The organism is Arthrobacter sp. Y-9 (assembly GCF_029690065.1).
In the GTDB taxonomy this organism is placed as follows: Bacteria; Actinomycetota; Actinomycetes; order Actinomycetales; family Micrococcaceae; genus Arthrobacter_E.
The window spans coordinates 1,346,375-1,363,922 of sequence record NZ_CP121463.1 but is presented as its reverse complement, the minus strand read 5'-3'; the positions used below and the strand labels follow the sequence as shown (position 1 = coordinate 1,363,922).

Genomic DNA, 17,548 nt, shown 5'->3' with positions numbered 1-17,548 from the left:
TCGTCTCGTCTCCCCTGCGCGGCCGGCCTCTCGGCGCGGTTCACAGGTGTTTCGGGCTGGGCACCGGGGTGCTGTTCTGTGGTTCGTCCTGTCCACCGGGGACGGGACGGTCGAAGACGGACTGATCGACCATCGGGACCTGTCCCGTGGGCGCCGAGTGGACCTGGTGCATGGGGCCGCGCCACCCACTGGTGGGCAGTTCGAACTTGCTCACCAGTCGTGCGGAGAACGGCGTCTGGTGCGTGCGGGCCAGACGGACGGGCGTGTCCGAACGGGTGACCTCGATCCGGGAACCGGGCGGCAGGTCGAGCGACCGCCGGCCGTCACACCAGATGACGCCATGGGCATCGGTGCGGGTGAGCACCTCGACCGCCAGACGCGACCGCGGCGACACCACGAGGGGCTTGGCGAAGAGCGCGTGGGCGCTGATGGGGACCATGAGGAGCGCCTCCACCTCGGGCCAGACCACCGGACCGCCCGCGGAGAACGCGTAGGCCGTGGACCCCGTGGGGGTCGCCATGACCACGCCATCACAGCCGAAGGAGGTCAGCGGACGCTCATCCACCTCCATGACGACTTCGAGCATCCGCTCGCGGTTGCCCTTCTCCAGCGACACCTCGTTCAGCGCCCAAGTGTGCCAGATGCGCTGGCCCTTGACCCAGACCTGCACGTCGATGGTCATCCGTTCCTCGACCACGTAGTCCTTGCGCGCGATCCACCGGACGGTGTCCTTGAGGTCCGCCCGCTCGCTCTCCGCCAGGAAGCCCACGTGGCCCAGGTTGACGCCGAGCAGCGGGATGTTGATCTCCCGCACCATCTCGGCGGCGCGCAGAATGGTGCCATCGCCGCCCAGGACCATGCCGAGCTCGATCCCGTCCAGATCGCAGTCCTGCCCCAGGATCTCCGTAGGGGTGTCGCGGTCCCCGAAGTAATCCTCCATGTCCTGACGCTCCGCAGGATTCATGACCGGGATCAGTCCGCTCGCCGTCAGCTCCAGGCACGCTTCGCGGGCAGCCTTCAGGGACTCTTCGCGCCCCGTGTGGGCGAAGACGAGGATCCGCCGGCTCATACCCGCTCCTAGTGTTTCGGCCCGGCCTGGTGCGCCGGCCAGATGGTCGTGAGGAGTTCCGCCACCGTGTACCCGGGCCTCGCCGGATCGGTGACATCACCTGGGACGATCTTAGGCACGTCGATTCCGGCAAGCACAGCATCCGTCCGGTCCGGGCGCGCCAGCCAGAGGAAGTACTCGTGGTTCCCGTCCTGGCCCGGCAGGGGGCTTTCGGCCAGTCCTCGGAGGACCAGCCCGGCATCGACGGCGCTCTGCGCCACCCGGCCCACCGCTTCGCGGCGCTGTTCCGTGCTGTTCACCACGCCCGTGCGGGACAGGCGCTCCCGGCCGACCTCGAACTGGGGCTTGACCATGAGGACCAGCTCGCCGCCCGGCGAGGTGCACGCGGCGAGGGGTTTCATGACGAGGGTCAGCGAGATGAAAGACAGGTCGGCGACGGTGAGGGCGGCTTCTCCCCCGATGTCGGCGGCCTGGAGGTACCGCACGTTCATGCCTTCGAAGACGTGCACCCGCGGATCCTGCCGCAGTTCGTCGACCAATTGGTCATGTCCGACGTCGACGGCGGCGACCTCCCGCGCGCCCGCCCGCAGGAGGACGTCCGTGAACCCGCCGGTCGAGGCGCCGGCGTCCAGACACCGCTTGCCGGCGGCCGAGACCGCCGGGAACGCGTCCAGGGCGCCCCGCAGTTTGTGACCCGCACGGGAGACGAATTCGGTGATGCCGCTCTCCGCGACCAGCAGCTCCGTCTCCTCCGTCACGCTCACCGAGGCTTTGCGGAGCAACTGCCCCGCGCTGCTGACGAGCCCCGCCGCGATGAGCCGCGCCGCCTCGGTGCGGGAGCGCGCGAGCCCACGGCGGGTGAGTTCCTGGTCGAGACGGGTCATCGCGGCTGGATCCCGGGCACCAGGGGGCCGTCCAGGAGCGAACTGAGCGCATCGTGGATGCGGTCCAGCCCGGCGGGGTGCTCCTCCAAGGGGGCGTCCTCCAGTTCTTCCAGGGTCGACAGCACCTGGGCCACGGCAGGGTCCTGCACAGGGCTCATCCCGTCATCGGCGTGCTCATCCACGGTGGTCTCCTCGGCATCCATCAGTCCCCATCGTAACGAGGACACGGTTCAGGGGGCGTGCCGCAGGGCCCTCACAGGCCCGGCGGCTCAGGGATTCCGCCAGACCACCTCGGGGGCCGTGGCGGTCTCGGTCTCGGGCACGGCGGACCACCAGGCGGCACAGGCGGCACGCCAGCCGTCCAGTGAGTCCTCCTCGGCGGTGACCACCACGCGGTCTCCCTCCACGACGGCGGACGCCTCGCCGACGCGCCAGACGCCGTCGTCGTGCGCCGTCTCGGGATACGGGCGGTACAGCGCGCCCAGCTCCGCGATCAGGTGGGTGGGACGCTCCAGGGTGAGCGCGTTCAGCGCGTCCCGCGCCGTGTTGACCCCGGTCAGCACCTGGATCGTGGCGAAGCCGGCGCGGTTGCCGCCGAGGATGTCCGTGTCGAGGCGATCGCCGACGACGGCGGGCCGCGAGGACGACAGCCGGGCGGCGGCCGCGTGGAACAGCGGGACCTCCGGCTTGCCCGCCACGACCGGCGTCACCCCCGTCGCGGCCTGCACGGCGGCGACGAGGGTTCCGTTCCCCGGAGCGATGCCACGGGCCTGCGGAATGGACAGGTCCGTGTTGGTCGCGACCCAGAGGATGCCCGTGGCGACAGCGTAAGAAGCCTCAGCGAGGTCCTTCCAGCCGAGCCCGGGGTCGAAGCCCTGGACCACGGCGTGAGGCTCGTCCGTGGCCTTCCAGACCGGTTCGAGCCCCGCGGCCGAAACCTCCGCGGCGAGCGCCGTGCTGCCCGTGATGAGAACCCGGGAGCCCGGCGCCAGCCGTTCCGCCAGAAGCCTCGCGGCCGCCTGCGGCGAGGTGACGATCTGCTCCGCCGTGGCCGGCGCCCCGAGCTCCCGCAGGTGTTCAGCGACCTGCTCCGGGGAGCGGGAGGCGTTGTTCGTCACGTAGGCCAGGCCCACCCCCCGGTCCGCGAGACCGGACAGCGCGTCCACGGCGCCCGGAATCGCGGTCGGTCCGGCGTAGACCACACCATCCAGATCCGAGAGGATCGCGTCGAAACGGTCGATCAGCACGGAGGAACTCGGCAGGGTCATGCTCAGCGGTCCTGGGACTCACCCTCGGAGCCGTTGTCCGGCTCCTCGACGGAGTCGTCGCCGGTCTCCGCGGGTGCGGGCTGCTCCACCAGGCCGTCGGCCTCGTCGACGAAGACCTCGGTCTCGTCGTCAGCGGCTGCGTCGTCGTCCTCGGAGCCGGTCTCCGGGGCGTCGTCAGAGTCCGCGTCGTTCTCGGAGTCCGCGTCGTCCTCCTCGGAGGAGGCGTGGCGGCGCTCCTCTTCCTCGTCGTCGCCCACCAGATCGAAGATCTCGGGCTCCGCGAACTGACCGACGCCGAGCGCCTCCTCTGCGACCAGTGCCTGGCGGGCCCAGCGTGCGGCCTCGTCCTCGCGGCCAGCGGCGACGAGAGCGTCGGCGTAGGCGCGGAACAGGCGCGGGCTGTAGGAGAAGGCCCGGTTGATGTCCAGCTGCGGGATCTCGAGCTCGGCCAGGGCGGCCGCGAAGTCGCCCTTGTCGGCCTGGGCGCCCGACGCGACGATCGCGAGCTCGACCTTGCCCGGAGCGTCAAGATCCTGGGCGTCCTCGCTGCGGGCCAGTTCCAGCGCCTTGTCCGGACGGCCGAGGCCACGCTCGGAGTCCGCCATGAGCGGAAGGTGCACATTGGAACCGGAGATGCGGCGGAAGGTGCGGAATTCGCTGAGCGCCTCGGCGTAGTGGCCGGCGGTGTACGCGGTGATGGCGACGGCTTCGCGGACGGACGCCAGACGGCCGGCGCGGCGGCTCGCGGCGAGCGCATGCTGGTAGGCCAGCTCGGCGTCCTCCTCCAGGTAGCGTCCGGCCATCACCAGGTGCTGGGCGACGAACGTGCCGTTGCGGCTTTCGAGGGAGCGGAGTTCACCGAGGGTGCCGCGGTCCAGCTCGCGCCCGGTGACATCCTCGTCGATCTCCGGGGAACGCTCGCGGTCCGGGCGGTTGGACGACCGCAGATCGGCAGGGTTGATCGAGCGGCCGTACGAGTCGCGCGGACCGTTGCCGGCGTCGTCGCGGCGCGAGAAGGAGCGGCGGTCGTCGTCACGGCGGTTCCCGCCGCGGTCCTCCCAGCGGCGCTCTCCCCCACGGTCGTCACGACGGCGGTCATCGCGGCGGTCATCACGGTCCCGGCCATAGCCCTCGCGCTGGGGACGGTCGCCGAAGGGCTTGCGGTCACCGTAGGGACGACGCTCGCCATCACGCTGGGGACGGTCACCATACGAGCGACGCTCACCATCACGCTGCGGACGATCACCGAAGGGCTTGCGGTCACCATAGGAGCGACGCTCACCGTCGCGCTGCGGACGGTCGCCGAAGGAGCGGCGCTCACCGAACGAACCACGGTCATCGCGACGCGGGCCATAGCCATCACGCTGCGGACGGTCACCATACGGACGACGCTCACCATCACGCTGCGGACGATCACCGAAGGGCTTGCGGTCACCATAGGAGCGACGCTCACCGTCGCGCTGCGGACGGTCGCCGAAGGAGCGGCGCTCACCGAACGAACCACGGTCATCGCGACGCGGGCCATAGCCATCGCGCTGCGGACGGTCACCATACGGACGACGCTCACCGTCACGCTGGGGGCGATCACCGAAGGGCTTGCGGTCACCGTACGGGCGACGCTCACCATCACGCTGGGGACGGTCGCCGAAGGAGCGGCGCTCGCCGCGGTCCTCCCAGCGGCGCTCGCCGTCGCGCTGCGGACGGTCACCATACGGGCGGCGCTCGCCGTCGCGCTGCGGACGGTCACCGTAGGGCTTACGGTCGCCGAAGCCACCGCGACGCTCGCCATCCCGCGAATTGCGGTCGCCGAAAGGCTTGCGGTTGCCCTGGGGGCCGAAATTCCGGCCGCTTCGCCGGCCGCCGTCGTGCTCTGCCATGGTGGATTCCTCCTTGTGCGAGCCGACCAGCGCCGCACGCAGTCGATCTCTTCGCTTCTGTGGTTTTTCCCCGGGACTCCGCCCGGCACAATCCCTTCCATTCTAGGCGACGGGAGGGCCGTGAGCCGCGCCACTCCGCGGATGCCCGACGCCGGACACACGACTGCCGGGGCACGCTCCGCAGCATGCCCCGGCAGTCTCTTCGGCACCCCGGGAGGGAACCGGCCGGTGTCGCGAGACGACGTCAGCGAGCCGCCTGGCCGAGCTCCTCGCCCGTGACCTCGGCGATCTCCTCGTCCTCCATGCGGACACTGAGCGGACGGCGGAACACCCGGGTGATGACCAGCAGGACCACGAAGCCCGCGCCGAGCCAGATGGCGCCGTACAGCCGCGCCTCGTCGGACAGGAAGTACCAGAGCACACCGGTCAGGATCATGCCGATCACCGGCAGGACCATGTTGCGGAGAATCGCCGCCGGGCCCTTCCGGTCCTTCTTGATGAACACGAAGTACACCACCACGGTGACGTTCACGAAGGTGAACGCGATCAGCGCGCCGAAGTTGATCATTGAGGCCACGAAGTCCAGGGACAGCGGGATCGCCATCAGCGACACGGCGCCGACGAACAGGATGGCGTTGAACGGCGTGTGCGTCTTCGGGTGGATGAAGGAGAAGAAGCGGGAGACCACGCCCTTGCCGTTGCGGCCCATCACGTAGATCATGCGGGACACGGAGGCGTGGGAGGAAAGGCTGGAGGCGACGGCGGCCGCGAACGATGCGGCGGTGAAGAGGATCTGGAAGAATTGACCGCCCACCTTCAGTGCCATCTGCGGCAGGAGAGACTCATCGGTGTTCTCGAAGCCTTCCACCGTGGGGAACGTCGCCTGGCTGAACCAGGCGGCGACGAAGAACACCAGGCCACCGATGAGCAGCGCGATCACGATCGCCCGGGGCACCGTGTTGGCATCCTTGGCCTCCTCGGAGTACATCGTGATGGCATCGAAGCCGATGAAGGAGAAGCACACCACGGTGGCGCCCGCGATCACGGAACTCGTGTCCACGCCGTCATGGAAGAACGGCTGCGTCGTGAACGGGGTGCCGGTGCCCGCGCCGTTCTGCAGGGCGTTCCACGCCAGCACCAGGAACACCACGATCAGGACGGTGGAGAACACCACCAGAAGTCCGTTGATACGGGACGTGCTCGTCATGCTCCAGAGGTTCAGCAGGGTGATCATCGCGACGTACAGCACCACCCAGATCCATTCCGGCACATCCGGGAAGATCGAGGTCAGGTACGTCCGGACGATCAGCGCGTTCACCAGGGGCAGGAGCAAGTAGTCCATGAGGGACGTCCAGCCGACCAGGAACCCGACGTTCGGGTGGATGGTCTCCGAGGTGTAGGTGAACGCGGAACCGGAGGACGGGAAGACCCGGGTCATGCGGCCATAGCTGATGGCCGTGAAGAGGAGGGCGATGAGGGCGACCAGATAGGCGGTCGGCACGACGCCGTTGGTCTCTTCGGACACGATCCCGAAGGTGTCGAAGACGGTGGTGAGCGTCATGTAGCCGACGCCGAGGCCGACGATTGACCAGAGGCCGAGCGTTCGCCGGAGGCGAGGAGTGTTCTGGGACATCTTGGGGAGACTTTCTTGTGGGGAGGCGGACGGCCCCTTGCGGGAGCCGCCCGGAGTGACCGGAAGGTTCGGCCGGACCGGCGGACCGGTCCGGGATTTCTGCCGGGAGAAGCTCCGGCCACGGGGCGAGATGTGTTCTACGCCACATCGAGACGATAGTCGCCCATCATCTCGAAGGGAAGAGTATTTATGAATGACGTTCAAAAATTTTTTGGAACTGTCACATGACCGAAACACTGGATGATCCGTCCAGCCACCGTCACTTCCGCCCACTGCGCGCCCGGCACGGCCTTCCTTAGGGTGTGTTCCAGACCTCACTCCACCCCGGATGATGCCTCGAGAGGACGGCTTTCATGACCGAACAGAGCGGATCCTTGCCGCTGGAGGGCCTGCTCGTGGCCGACTTCTCCCGCGTCCTGGCCGGCCCCCTGGCCACCATGACCCTCGCCGACCTGGGCGCCACCGTCATCAAGGTCGAACGCCCCGGCACCGGGGACGACACCCGCAGCTGGGGGCCGCCCTTCTCCGCCACCGGTTCCACCTACTTCGAAAGCGTGAACCGGAACAAGCAGTCCCTCTGCCTTGACCTGGGCGACGACGGCGACCTCCGGCTGGCTCGCGAGCTGGCCCGCCGCGCCGATGTCCTGGTGGAGAACTTCAAGCCGGGCGGCATGGCTCGGCTCGGCCTCGGATACGAAGGGCTTTCCGCGGAGAATCCCGGTCTCATCTACGCCTCCATCTCGGGATTCGGCAGTGCGGGCGGCGCAGGACTCATGGGCTACGACTTCGTCGTCCAGGCCCTGGGCGGCCTCATGAGCATCACGGGCGAACAGGACGGCCCGGCCATGAAAGCCGGCGTCGCGCTCGTGGATGTCCTGACCGCGAAAGACGCGACCCTGGGCATCCTGGCGGCTCTCACCGCACGGCACCGGGACGGCCGCGGTGCGCACCTCGAGGTGAACCTGCTCTCGAGCCTGCAAGGCGCGCTCGCCAATCAGGCCCAGGCGTATCTCGGTGCCGGGGTGGTCCCGCGGCGGATGGGGAACGATCACCCGTCCATCGCGCCTTACCAGCTCCTGAACTGCGCCGACGGTCCGCTCGCGGTGGCGTGCGGCAACGACGCGCAATTCGCCCGGCTCGCCTCTCTTCTCGGGCTCGACACCCTCGCCGAGGACGAACGGTTCAGCACCAACTCGGCCCGCGTGGCCCACCGGGAGGAACTGACCCGACACCTGGAAACCGCGCTGGCTTCGGACACCGCGGCGGCGTGGCAGCAGGCCTTCACCGCGGCGGGCATCCCCGCGGGCCGCGTGTCCGGGATCGACGAGGGGATCTCCTACGCCGAAGAACTGGGTCTGCACCCCACCATCGAGGTCCGGGACACGTCGGGCGCCACGGTGGGACGACAGGTCCGGCATCCGATCACCTGGACCCCGGCCTTCCCCGCCCCCGCCCAGGCTCCGCCGGCGCTGGGCGAGCATTCGGACCGGCTGCGGAAGTGGCTGGATTCCTGAGCAGGTTCAGGAAGTCTGGCGTCCGGAAGTCTGGCGTCAAGCGGCTCTGAGTGCGAGCCAGAGGTTCGCCGCCACGTCCGGGTCATCCAGTTCCGCCTGCAGGAGCCGCTGCGCGATCCCGATCCGATGGCGCAGCGAGTTCCGGTGGATGCCCAGCTCCCGCGCCGCCGGCTCCCACTGGCCGCGGTTCCGGAGGTAGCACTGGACCGTGGCGAGCAGATCGCCCCGCTCCTGGGCACGCAGCGTCTCGACCCATCCCGCGGCACGAGGGTCGAGCGGGCTCACCGGAGGCCGGGTCAGCGCGCCGGGTGGGGCCTGCGCCAGAACCTCGCGGAGAGCTTCGAGGCGTCCGGGCACCTGAGCCGGCGTGAGCGGCGCGCTCAGCACCGCCCGGACGACGACGCCGGCGCCCTCCCCCGGCGACCCGTCGGCCGGATGCCGCGCGGCGTCGTCGTCGACCAGGCAGATCTCCGCGCCGCCTTCCGTGCGGCGCAGCCGCAGCGCTCCCGCCTCGATCGACAGCCCGCCGTCCAGCGTCCCGAGCACGGCGGCCAGCTCGCGGTCCGACGCGCCCTCCGGGAGGCCGTCGAGGAGGAGCACGCGGATCCGGCCCGGGGGCAGGCCGACACCGATGTCTCCCGCCAGGAGCCGGGCGGCCTCGAGGTGGCCTCCGATGAGCAGGCGGGCCACCGCCGCGTGGAGCAGGCTCGTGCGGCGCACGGCCTCCTCGTCCTGCTGCGCCTTGAGCGAGAGCAGCACACAGACCGTCTGGATGACCTGACGGTCGGCGCGGGTCAGCGTGCGGCCAGCGCCGATGGCCAGCACGCCCGCGATCCGCTGGCCGACGAGGACGGGGTGCGCCACCACGTCGGCGCCGTGCACCTGGAAGGTGGCGGCCGACCGGAGTCCGCGCAGGTTCAGTCGCGCCGTCTCCTGCTTCAACTGCGGCAGGAGAGGCCGCGTGCTGTCGGGCCAGACGGTGGGCGGAGCCTCCTCCGCCGGAAGATACGCCGCCCAGCCCCCGAGGGCCTGCGCCAGCGCGCGGACCACGGACGCGAGGGCGTCCGGCCGGGCGGCGGCGCGTGCCAGAGCGGTCTGCGTGCCCAGGCTCGCCACCAGATCGGACTGGCCGAGGCGCGCCACGAGGTCCCAGTACGCACGGGAGACATCCATGAACGGCACGCCATCCGGGACGATCAGGAGCTCCACCTGGTGGTCGCGGCAGGCTTCGACGAGCGTCTCCGGAACGTCATTGAGACCCGCCCCGAGTCCCAGGCCGAGAGCGGACACCCCGTGGCGGGCGAGGCGTTCCACGTAGTCGCGCGTCCGGTGAGCCGGCCCGCGGAATGGGATGCCCGTGGTCAGCAGCAATTCCCCGCCTTCGAGATACGGCGTGGGATCGTCGAGTTCCGAGATGTGCACTCCGGAGACGGTGCGTGCCGCCGGCGGCCTGCCATCGAGGGTGGTCAGACGCGCGCCCAGAGTGGTCTGCACGTGGGCCAGGCTGATCATCGTGTCGCTTCCTTGCGCTCCGGGTGACGACTCCTCGGCGGAGTCTGGTCGTTTCAACCACAAGACACTGTAGCCGAGTCGATCCGACCAATGAACGCCGGGTGTGTGCTCAGTACCGTGGAGCCCATGACCGCCGTCACACCCCACGGAGAGACCATGAGCATCTACGACCTCGTCGACATCGACTCCCTCTACACCCCCGCGGAGCTGGCCTTCCGGGACACCGTCCGGGAGTTCGTGGACCGGCGCATCCGTCCCGGCATCGCACGCTGGTACGAGGATGCCGTGTTCCCGACGGAGATCATCCCGGAGATGGCCGAGCTGGGTCTGCTCGGCATGCACCTGAAGGGCTACGGCTGCCCTGGCCGGACCGCGGTCGAGTACGGCCTCGCCGCGCTGGAACTGGAAGCCGGAGACTCGGGGCTGCGCACGTTCGTGAGCGTCCAGGGCTCCCTCGCCATGAGCGCGATCCACAAGCACGGCACCGAGGAACAGAAGAACGAGTACCTCCCCCGCATGGCGGCCGGCGAGATCATCGGCTGTTTCGGGCTGACCGAACCGACCGCCGGCTCCGACCCGGGCAGCATGAAGACCTTTGCCCGCCGAGAGGGCGAGGAATGGGTGATCAACGGGTCCAAGCGCTGGATCGGGCTCGCCACCCTCGCACAGATCGCGATCATCTGGGCCATGACCGACGACGGCGTCCGGGGCTTCATCGTGCCCACCGACACCCCTGGGTTCACTGCCACCCCCATTCAGCCGAAGCTGTCCATGCGGGCCTCCGTCCAGTGCGACCTCGAGCTGAACGAGGTCCGGCTCCCCGCCACGGCGATCCTGCCCGGCGCCAAGGGCCTTCGGGGCCCGTTCGAATGCCTCAATGAGGCCCGGTACGGCATCGCCTGGGGTGCGATGGGCGCCGCCCGGGACAGCTACCTCACCGCGCTGGAGTACTCCCAGCAGCGTCTCCAGTTCGACCGCCCCCTGGCCGGCTATCAGCTGACGCAGGAGAAGCTCGTCAACATGGCGCTCGAGATCAACAAGGGCCTCCTTCTGGCCACCCAGCTGGGCCGCCTCAAGGATGCCGGCAAGCTGGCACCTCACCAGATCTCCGTGGGCAAGCTCAACAACTGCCGCGAAGCCATCGAGATCTGCCGCGAGGCCCGTACCATTCTCGGCGGCAATGGGATCACCCTCGACTACTCGCCGCTGCGCCACGCCAACAACTTGGAATCGGTCCGCACCTATGAAGGGACGGACGAGGTCCACACCCTGGTGCTCGGCAACCACATCACCGGCGTCCCGGCCTTCCGCTGAGCTGCGACGATTCCCGGAGGACTGAGATGAGCATCGACCTGCGACAGTACATCGACGGCGCCTGGATCGAGGGCCGTGGGGCCTCTGTGGAGAGCTGGAATCCGAGCCACCCGGACGAGCTGGTCGCCTCCGGCCGTCAGGCCACCGAAGATCAGGTCCACGACGCCGTCGCCGCGGCCCGCGCTGCGGCCCCGTCCTGGGCGCGCACTCCCGTCGCCGCACGTGGCGCCGTCCTGCTGCGCGCCGCCGTCGTGCTCGAGGACCAGGCCGACGCGTGGGGCGCGGAACTGGCCCGCGAAGAAGGCAAGACCTTCCCCGAGGGCAAGGGCGAGGTGCTCCGGGCCGCGCAGGTCTTCCGCTATCAGGCGGCCGAGGCGGAGCGCGAGGCCGGCACGGTCTTCCACTCCTCGAGGGCGGGTGAGCAGATCCTGGTCACCCGGAAACCGCTGGGCGTGGTGTCGATCGTGACGCCCTTCAACTTCCCGATCGCGATTCCAGCCTGGAAGATCGCTCCCGCGCTGATCCACGGCAACACCGTGGTGTGGAAGCCGGCCAGCACGGTGCCCTTGCTCGCCGTGCGGCTGGCAGAGGCTCTCGACCAGGCAGGGCTTCCCGCCGGGGTGCTCAACCTGGTCCTCGGCTCCGGAGCGCTCGGCGACATCCTGGTCGACCACCCCGACGTGGACGGCCTCAGCTTCACCGGTTCGACCGGGGTGGGCCGTGCCCTGGCAGGACGGGCCGCCGCCCGCGGGGTCCCTGTCCAGGCGGAGATGGGCGGCAAGAACGCCGCGATCGTCCTCGCAGACGCCGATCTGGACCTCGCACTGGAACAGGTCCTGCTCGGAGCCTTCCGCTCGAGCGGACAGAAGTGCACCGCGACCTCGCGGCTGATCGTCGAAGAATCCATCGCGGATGCCTTCCTGGAACGCCTCACCGCCCGGGTCGGCGCGCTGCGTCTCGGCGATCCGCTGAAGGACGACGTCGACCTCGGCCCGGTCATCACCGCTCAGGCCTGTGACTCCATCCAGCAGTCCGTCCGGCAGGCGATCGCCGACGGGGCCCGCCTCCTGGTGGGAGGGCCCGAAGCTCCGCTCCCCGCGGCTGGGCACTTCGTGGCGCCCACGGTCCTGGAACTCACCGGCGACGCGGGCGTGTGGCGGGAGGAGCTCTTCGGCCCCGTTCTCACCGTGCGACGGGCCGCTGATCCGACGGAGGCCTTCGCCTTGGCCGACGACTCGGAGTTCGGCCTTTCGGCTGCCTTGTTCACGCAGGACCTCACCTTGGCGCTGGAAGGATTGGAGACCCTCGACGTCGGCGTGCTCCATGTGAACTCCGAATCAGCCGGCGCCGACCCCCATGTGCCCTTCGGAGGGGCCAAGAAGAGCGGCTACGGACCGAAAGAACAGGGACAGGCCGCACGCGAGTTCTTCACTCACACCACCACGGTCTACCTGCGAGGTGGGCAAGCGCGCGCCTGAGCCGCATCAGGGAGCCTTCCTGCGCGGAAACGCTGCCAGCCCCCGGGGCGCCGCCGTTCTCACGGCGGTGCCCCTTCCCTTTCGGGGAGGGCTCTTTCAGCTAGGGTGGCGCCATGGAGATCAGGAAAGCCACCGACGACGACTGGCCCGCGATTTACGAGTTCTACCGCGACATCATGGCGGAAGGATTCACGTACGCCTTCCCCGCCGGACAGACGCTCGACGAGGCGCGCCCCTGGTGGATGGAGAGCGAACCTGGGCAGACGGTCGTCGCCGTTGAGGACGGGGCCGTCATCGGGTCAGCCAAGATGGGTCCCAACAGGCCGGGCCGAGGCAGCCACATCGCCACAGGATCCTTCCTGGTCAACCCTCGATATCGCAATCGTGGAACAGGCCGGCGCCTCGGCGAGTACGTCATCGAGTGGGCCCGTGCTGAGGGCTACCACGCCATCCAGTTCAACGCCGTTGTGGCCGCCAATCAGCCGGCCGTGCATCTGTGGCAGTCGCTCGGGTTCGAGATCGTCGGAACGGTCCCGGAGGCCTTCGACCACCCGGTGGACGGCCTGGTCGGCCTTCACGTGATGTACCGGCGCGTCTGAGGCCGGTCAGAGCCAGAGAAATAAACAAAATCGACGACGCTGGTCACGCGCCACAGTTGATCAAAGGCCCAGTCCCCTGCCTCGGGAGGGGGTCAGGCTTCAGGTCTAGAGGGCTGAGCGTTCCGATGGAGATGTGCGTGTGCCTTAAACACGAATAGCCCCGTGCTGGTTGGCTGGGGGCTGTGGTGTGGGTTTCGGCGTCATCCCTGGTGGTGGGGGCGTGAGCCGTGGTGGTGGCGCCGGCTGAGGACAGTCGCCATGTACGGGGTGGTTGGTCGCGGCCGGCCCCGTGCTCAGATGTTGGTGAGGGTGGCCGCTGCCGGGATGTGTGGTTAAACGCGAACAGCCCCCTGTGTGTGGGGGCTGTTGGGTTGTTAATGCAGTGATGGCCCGGGCGTCGTTGCCTGGGCCATCTCTGTGTGGTTGTGTCCGGCGGTGTCCTACTCTCCCACACCCTCGCGAGTGCAGTACCATCGGCGCTGTGGGTCTTAGCTTCCGGGTTCGGAATGGGACCGGGCGTTTCCCCCACGCTATGACCGCCGTAACTCTTTCAAACACCCCACCCGTGGTGGGGGTTGGTTTGTAAGGGTCACTGGATCGTTTCCGTGACACGCAACACCGATCCATTGCTTCCCCGTGTGGGGTGGTGGTGTTGCTGTATTTAGTTATGTCTGGTTCCCTCGGAACAAACTGGTGGGTTTGTTGTTTGGGGACCGCATGGTGGACGCGTAGCACAGTTTTTTCACTCCACACCCGTATGGGGTGTGGTGTGTGGTCAGGTTGTCGGCTTATTAGTACCGGTCAGCTTCACAGGTCGTTAGTCCCTGCTTCCACGTCCGGCCTATCAACCCAGTGGTCTGCTGGGAGCCTCTCGACCCCGAAGGGTCATGGAAATCTTATCTTGAAGCGGGCTTCCCGCTTAGATGCTTTCAGCGGTTATCCCATCCGAACGTAGCCAATCAGCGGTGCACTTGGCAGTACAACTGACACACCAGAGGTTCGTCCGTCCCGGTCCTCTCGTACTAAGGACAGCCCTTCTCAAATTTCCTGCGCGCGCAGCGGATAGGGACCGAACTGTCTCACGACGTTCTAAACCCAGCTCGCGTACCGCTTTAATGGGCGAACAGCCCAACCCTTGGGACCTACTCCAGCCCCAGGATGCGACGAGCCGACATCGAGGTGCCAAACCATGCCGTCGATATGGACTCTTGGGCAAGATCAGCCTGTTATCCCCGAGGTACCTTTTATCCGTTGAGCGACGGCCATTCCACAATGTACCGCCGGATCACTAGTCCCGACTTTCGTCCCTGCTCGAGATGTCTCTCTCACAGTCAAGCTCCCTTGTGCACTTACACTCGACACCTGATTGCCAACCAGGCTGAGGGAACCTTTGGGCGCCTCCGTTACTTTTTAGGAGGCAACCGCCCCAGTTAAACTACCCATCAGGCACTGTCCCTGACCCAGATCATGGGCCGAAGTTAGATGTCCAAAGTGACCAGAGTGGTATTTCAACGATGACTCCACGAACACTGGCGTGTCCGCTTCACAGTCTCCCACCTATCCTACACAAGCCACTCCGAACACCAATACCAAACTATAGTAAAGGTCTCGGGGTCTTTCCGTCCTGCTGCGCGTAACGAGCATCTTTACTCGTAGTGCAATTTCGCCGAGTTCATGGTTGAGACAGTAGGGAAGTCGTTACTCCATTCGTGCAGGTCGGAACTTACCCGACAAGGAATTTCGCTACCTTAGGATGGTTATAGTTACCACCGCCGTTTACTGGGGCTTAAATTCCCGGCTTCACACCAAAGGTGTTGACCGGTCCTCTTAACCTTCCAGCACCGGGCAGGAGTCAGTCCGTATACATCGTCTTGCGACTTCGCACGGACCTGTGTTTTTAGTAAACAGTCGCTTCCCCCTGGTCTCTGCGGCCCTTATCCGCTCCGAGGAGCAAGTCCTCTTCACAGTCCGGGCCCCCCTTCTCCCGAAGTTACGGGGGCATTTTGCCGAGTTCCTTAACCATGATTCTCTCGATCGCCTTAGTATTCTCTACCTGATCACCTGTGTCGGTTTCGGGTACGGGCGGCTGGAACCTCGCGTCGATGCTTTTCTCGGCAGCATAGGATCACTGAATCCCCCACAAGGTGGGGTCCCATCACGTCTCAGCCTTATATGCTCCCCGGATTTGCCTAGGGAACGGCCTACCTGCTTAGACCGGGACTACCATCGCCCGGCTCAGCTACCTTCCTGCGTCACACCTGTTAATACGCTTACCTCCCCCGATCAGTTCCCAGCCTCACCACACACCACTTGCCCGAAGGCTCCTGGAGGCGGATTGGGTGGTTAGTATCCCGGGCTCAGTATGGGCGGTTCTTCGCCGGTACGGGAATATCAACCCGTTGTCCATCGACTACGCCTGTCGGCCTCGCCTTAGGTCCCGACTCACCCAGGGCAGATTAGCTTGACCCTGGAACCCTTGATCATCCGGCGGACGGGTTTCTCACCCGTCTTTCGCTACTCATGCCTGCATTCTCACTCGTGTGGTCTCCACCACTGGTTTACACCGCGGCTTCACCGTCCACACGACGCTCCCCTACCACTCCAGACGACTGAACCACGAAGGCTTGTCTACTATCTGAAATCCACGACTTCGGCGGTGTACTTGAGCCCCGCTACATTGTCGGCGCGGAATCACTTGACCAGTGAGCTATTACGCACTCTTTCAAGGGTGGCTGCTTCTAAGCCAACCTCCTGGTTGTCTAAGCAACTCCACATCCTTTCCCACTTAGCACACGCTTAGGGGCCTTAGTCGGTGGTCTGGGCTGTTTCCCTCTCGACCATGAAGCTTATCCCCCACGGTCTCACTGCTGCGCTCTCACTTACCGGCATTCGGAGTTTGGCTGACGTCAGTAACCTTGTAGGGCCCATCGGCCATCCAGTAGCTCTACCTCCGGCAAGAAACACGCAACGCTGCACCTAAATGCATTTCGGGGAGAACCAGCTATCACGAAGTTTGATTGGCCTTTCACCCCTACCCACAGCTCATCCCCTCCATTTTCAACTGAAGTGGGTTCGGTCCTCCACGACGTCTTACCGTCGCTTCAACCTGGCCATGGGTAGATCACTTCGCTTCGGGTCTAGATCACGCCACTCAAACGCCCTATTCAGACTCGCTTTCGCTACGGCTTCCCCACACGGGTTAACCTCGCGACGTAACACTAACTCGCAGGCTCATTCTTCAAAAGGCACGCCATCACAGGTACAAGCCTGCTCTGACGGATTGTAGGCACACGGTTTCAGGTACTATTTCACTCCCCTCCCGGGGTACTTTTCACCTTTCCCTCACGGTACTGGTCCGCTATCGGTCATTAGGTAGTATTTAGGCTTATCAGGTGGTCCTGACAGATTCACACGGGATTTCTCGGGCCCCGTGCTACTCGGGTATCATCCCTCGAGCGGTGCATCAACGCGACAATTACGGGACTCTCACCCTCTATGGTCGACCATCCCAGGCCGTTCATCTACGCCAGCACATTCACACCCGACCAGGTCAGTGACCCTGGTACGGAACAACCCCACAACCCCGACCATGCAACGCCCACTGGCTATCACACATGGACCGGTTTAGCCTGATCCGCTTTCGCTCGCCACTACTCACGGAATCACATGTTGTTTTCTCTTCCTGCGGGTACTGAGATGTTTCACTTCCCCGCGTTCCCTCCACACAGCCTATGCGTTCAGCTGCGGGTGACTACCCATAACAGGCAGCCGGGTTTCCCCATTCGGACATCCTGGGATCAAAGTTCGGTTATCAACTCCCCCAGGCTTTTCGCAGATTCCCACGTCCTTCATCGGCTCCTAATGCCAAGGCATTCACCGTGCGCCCTTAAAAACTTGGCCACACAAAAACCAAGACAAACACCACAACCCACACAACCCCCCAAAAGAAGGGCCACCCAGGCCATGACGCTCGCCTTATAAGATGCTCGCGTCCACTATGCAGTTCTCAAACAACAACCCCACACCCCCATCCAACACACCCAACCGGGCACGCCTTCCAGAAGCAGGGCAACCAAACGAAACAACAACCACCACACACCCCCAAAGGAGACATGCGACGGGCCTGTTGCTTCAGGACCCAACAGTGTGTCAACAACCCCAGCACCACCACAACACCACACCCGTTCCAACCAACCGTCACCGGCCGGCGTACTAAAACGCAGCATCACAGCACCCGTGCAGGAACCGCACCCCCAGCCAACGGGCCCCCTTGTTTCACAGGAACCCACCAACCATCACGAGGATGTGTTTCTTCGATATTCCACCCATGAGCACCACACCCCAGGAACGAACGCCCTGGCAGGCGGGTTCTACACTCAACCACCACCACAACCCATGCA

Annotated in this window: 12 protein-coding genes and 2 rRNA genes; 5 read left to right on the top strand and 9 right to left on the bottom strand. The window is 66.2% G+C overall.

Annotated features, from left to right (window positions below; translation table 11 throughout):
* Window positions 1-40: 40 nt before the first annotated feature.
* From P9849_RS05985 to P9849_RS05965, 5 genes are all read right to left on the bottom strand, one after another.
* A complete protein-coding gene (locus tag P9849_RS05985; protein ID WP_278268734.1) occupies window positions 41-1,069 on the bottom strand; it encodes an NAD kinase in 1,029 nt (342 codons plus the stop codon).
* 8 nt (window positions 1,070-1,077) lie between these two features.
* The gene (locus tag P9849_RS05980) at window positions 1,078-1,953 is read right to left on the bottom strand and encodes a TlyA family RNA methyltransferase (RefSeq protein WP_278268733.1); all 876 of its coding nucleotides are present in this window, start codon (window positions 1,951-1,953) and stop codon (window positions 1,078-1,080) included.
* Complete coding sequence (locus P9849_RS05975; RefSeq protein ID WP_278268732.1) at window positions 1,950-2,156, bottom strand: hypothetical protein; 207 nt, start codon at window positions 2,154-2,156, stop codon at window positions 1,950-1,952. Before P9849_RS05975 ends, P9849_RS05980 begins: the two co-directional genes overlap by 4 nt.
* A gap of 66 nt (window positions 2,157-2,222) precedes the next feature.
* Window positions 2,223-3,221 carry an HAD-IIA family hydrolase gene (locus P9849_RS05970; protein WP_278268731.1) on the bottom strand — a complete coding sequence of 333 codons (999 nt, stop codon included), beginning with the start codon at window positions 3,219-3,221 and terminating at the stop codon, window positions 2,223-2,225.
* A gap of 2 nt (window positions 3,222-3,223) precedes the next feature.
* A complete protein-coding gene (locus tag P9849_RS05965) occupies window positions 3,224-4,024 on the bottom strand; it encodes a hypothetical protein (RefSeq protein ID WP_278268730.1) in 801 nt (266 codons plus the stop codon).
* A 6-nt stretch (window positions 4,025-4,030) separates the two neighbouring features.
* Here P9849_RS05965 and P9849_RS05960 point away from each other — a divergent pair, with 6 nt between their 5' ends.
* On the top strand, window positions 4,031-5,377 hold the full coding sequence (locus P9849_RS05960; protein ID WP_278268729.1) for a hypothetical protein: 1,347 nt from the start codon (window positions 4,031-4,033) through the stop codon (window positions 5,375-5,377).
* Here the strand turns inward: P9849_RS05960 and P9849_RS05955 are convergent.
* A complete protein-coding gene (locus P9849_RS05955; RefSeq protein WP_278268728.1) occupies window positions 5,343-6,731 on the bottom strand; it encodes an APC family permease in 1,389 nt (462 codons plus the stop codon). The genes P9849_RS05960 and P9849_RS05955 overlap by 35 nt on opposite strands.
* Before the next feature lie 353 nt (window positions 6,732-7,084).
* Here P9849_RS05955 and P9849_RS05950 point away from each other — a divergent pair, with 353 nt between their 5' ends.
* Complete coding sequence (locus tag P9849_RS05950; protein ID WP_278268727.1) at window positions 7,085-8,245, top strand: CoA transferase; 1,161 nt, start codon at window positions 7,085-7,087, stop codon at window positions 8,243-8,245.
* 36 nt (window positions 8,246-8,281) lie between these two features.
* Here P9849_RS05950 and P9849_RS05945 read toward each other — a convergent pair whose 3' ends face one another.
* A complete protein-coding gene (locus P9849_RS05945; RefSeq protein WP_278268726.1) occupies window positions 8,282-9,757 on the bottom strand; it encodes a PucR family transcriptional regulator in 1,476 nt (491 codons plus the stop codon).
* A gap of 126 nt (window positions 9,758-9,883) precedes the next feature.
* Between P9849_RS05945 and P9849_RS05940 the strand changes: the two genes are divergently transcribed.
* From P9849_RS05940 to P9849_RS05930, 3 genes are all read left to right on the top strand, one after another.
* On the top strand, window positions 9,884-11,071 hold the full coding sequence (locus tag P9849_RS05940) for an acyl-CoA dehydrogenase family protein (protein ID WP_278268724.1): 1,188 nt from the start codon (window positions 9,884-9,886) through the stop codon (window positions 11,069-11,071).
* A gap of 26 nt (window positions 11,072-11,097) precedes the next feature.
* Complete coding sequence (locus tag P9849_RS05935; RefSeq protein ID WP_278268723.1) at window positions 11,098-12,549, top strand: aldehyde dehydrogenase family protein; 1,452 nt, start codon at window positions 11,098-11,100, stop codon at window positions 12,547-12,549.
* Window positions 12,550-12,662: 113 nt separating this feature from the next.
* Complete coding sequence (locus P9849_RS05930; protein WP_278268722.1) at window positions 12,663-13,148, top strand: GNAT family N-acetyltransferase; 486 nt, start codon at window positions 12,663-12,665, stop codon at window positions 13,146-13,148.
* Window positions 13,149-13,575: 427 nt separating this feature from the next.
* On the opposite strand, the gene rrf is transcribed toward P9849_RS05930, so the two are convergent.
* Both rrf and P9849_RS05920 read right to left on the bottom strand, forming a co-directional pair.
* Window positions 13,576-13,692: ribosomal RNA gene (gene rrf, locus P9849_RS05925) — 5S ribosomal RNA — on the bottom strand.
* A gap of 227 nt (window positions 13,693-13,919) precedes the next feature.
* Window positions 13,920-17,048 (bottom strand): 23S ribosomal RNA (locus tag P9849_RS05920).
* Window positions 17,049-17,548: the final 500 nt, after the last annotated feature.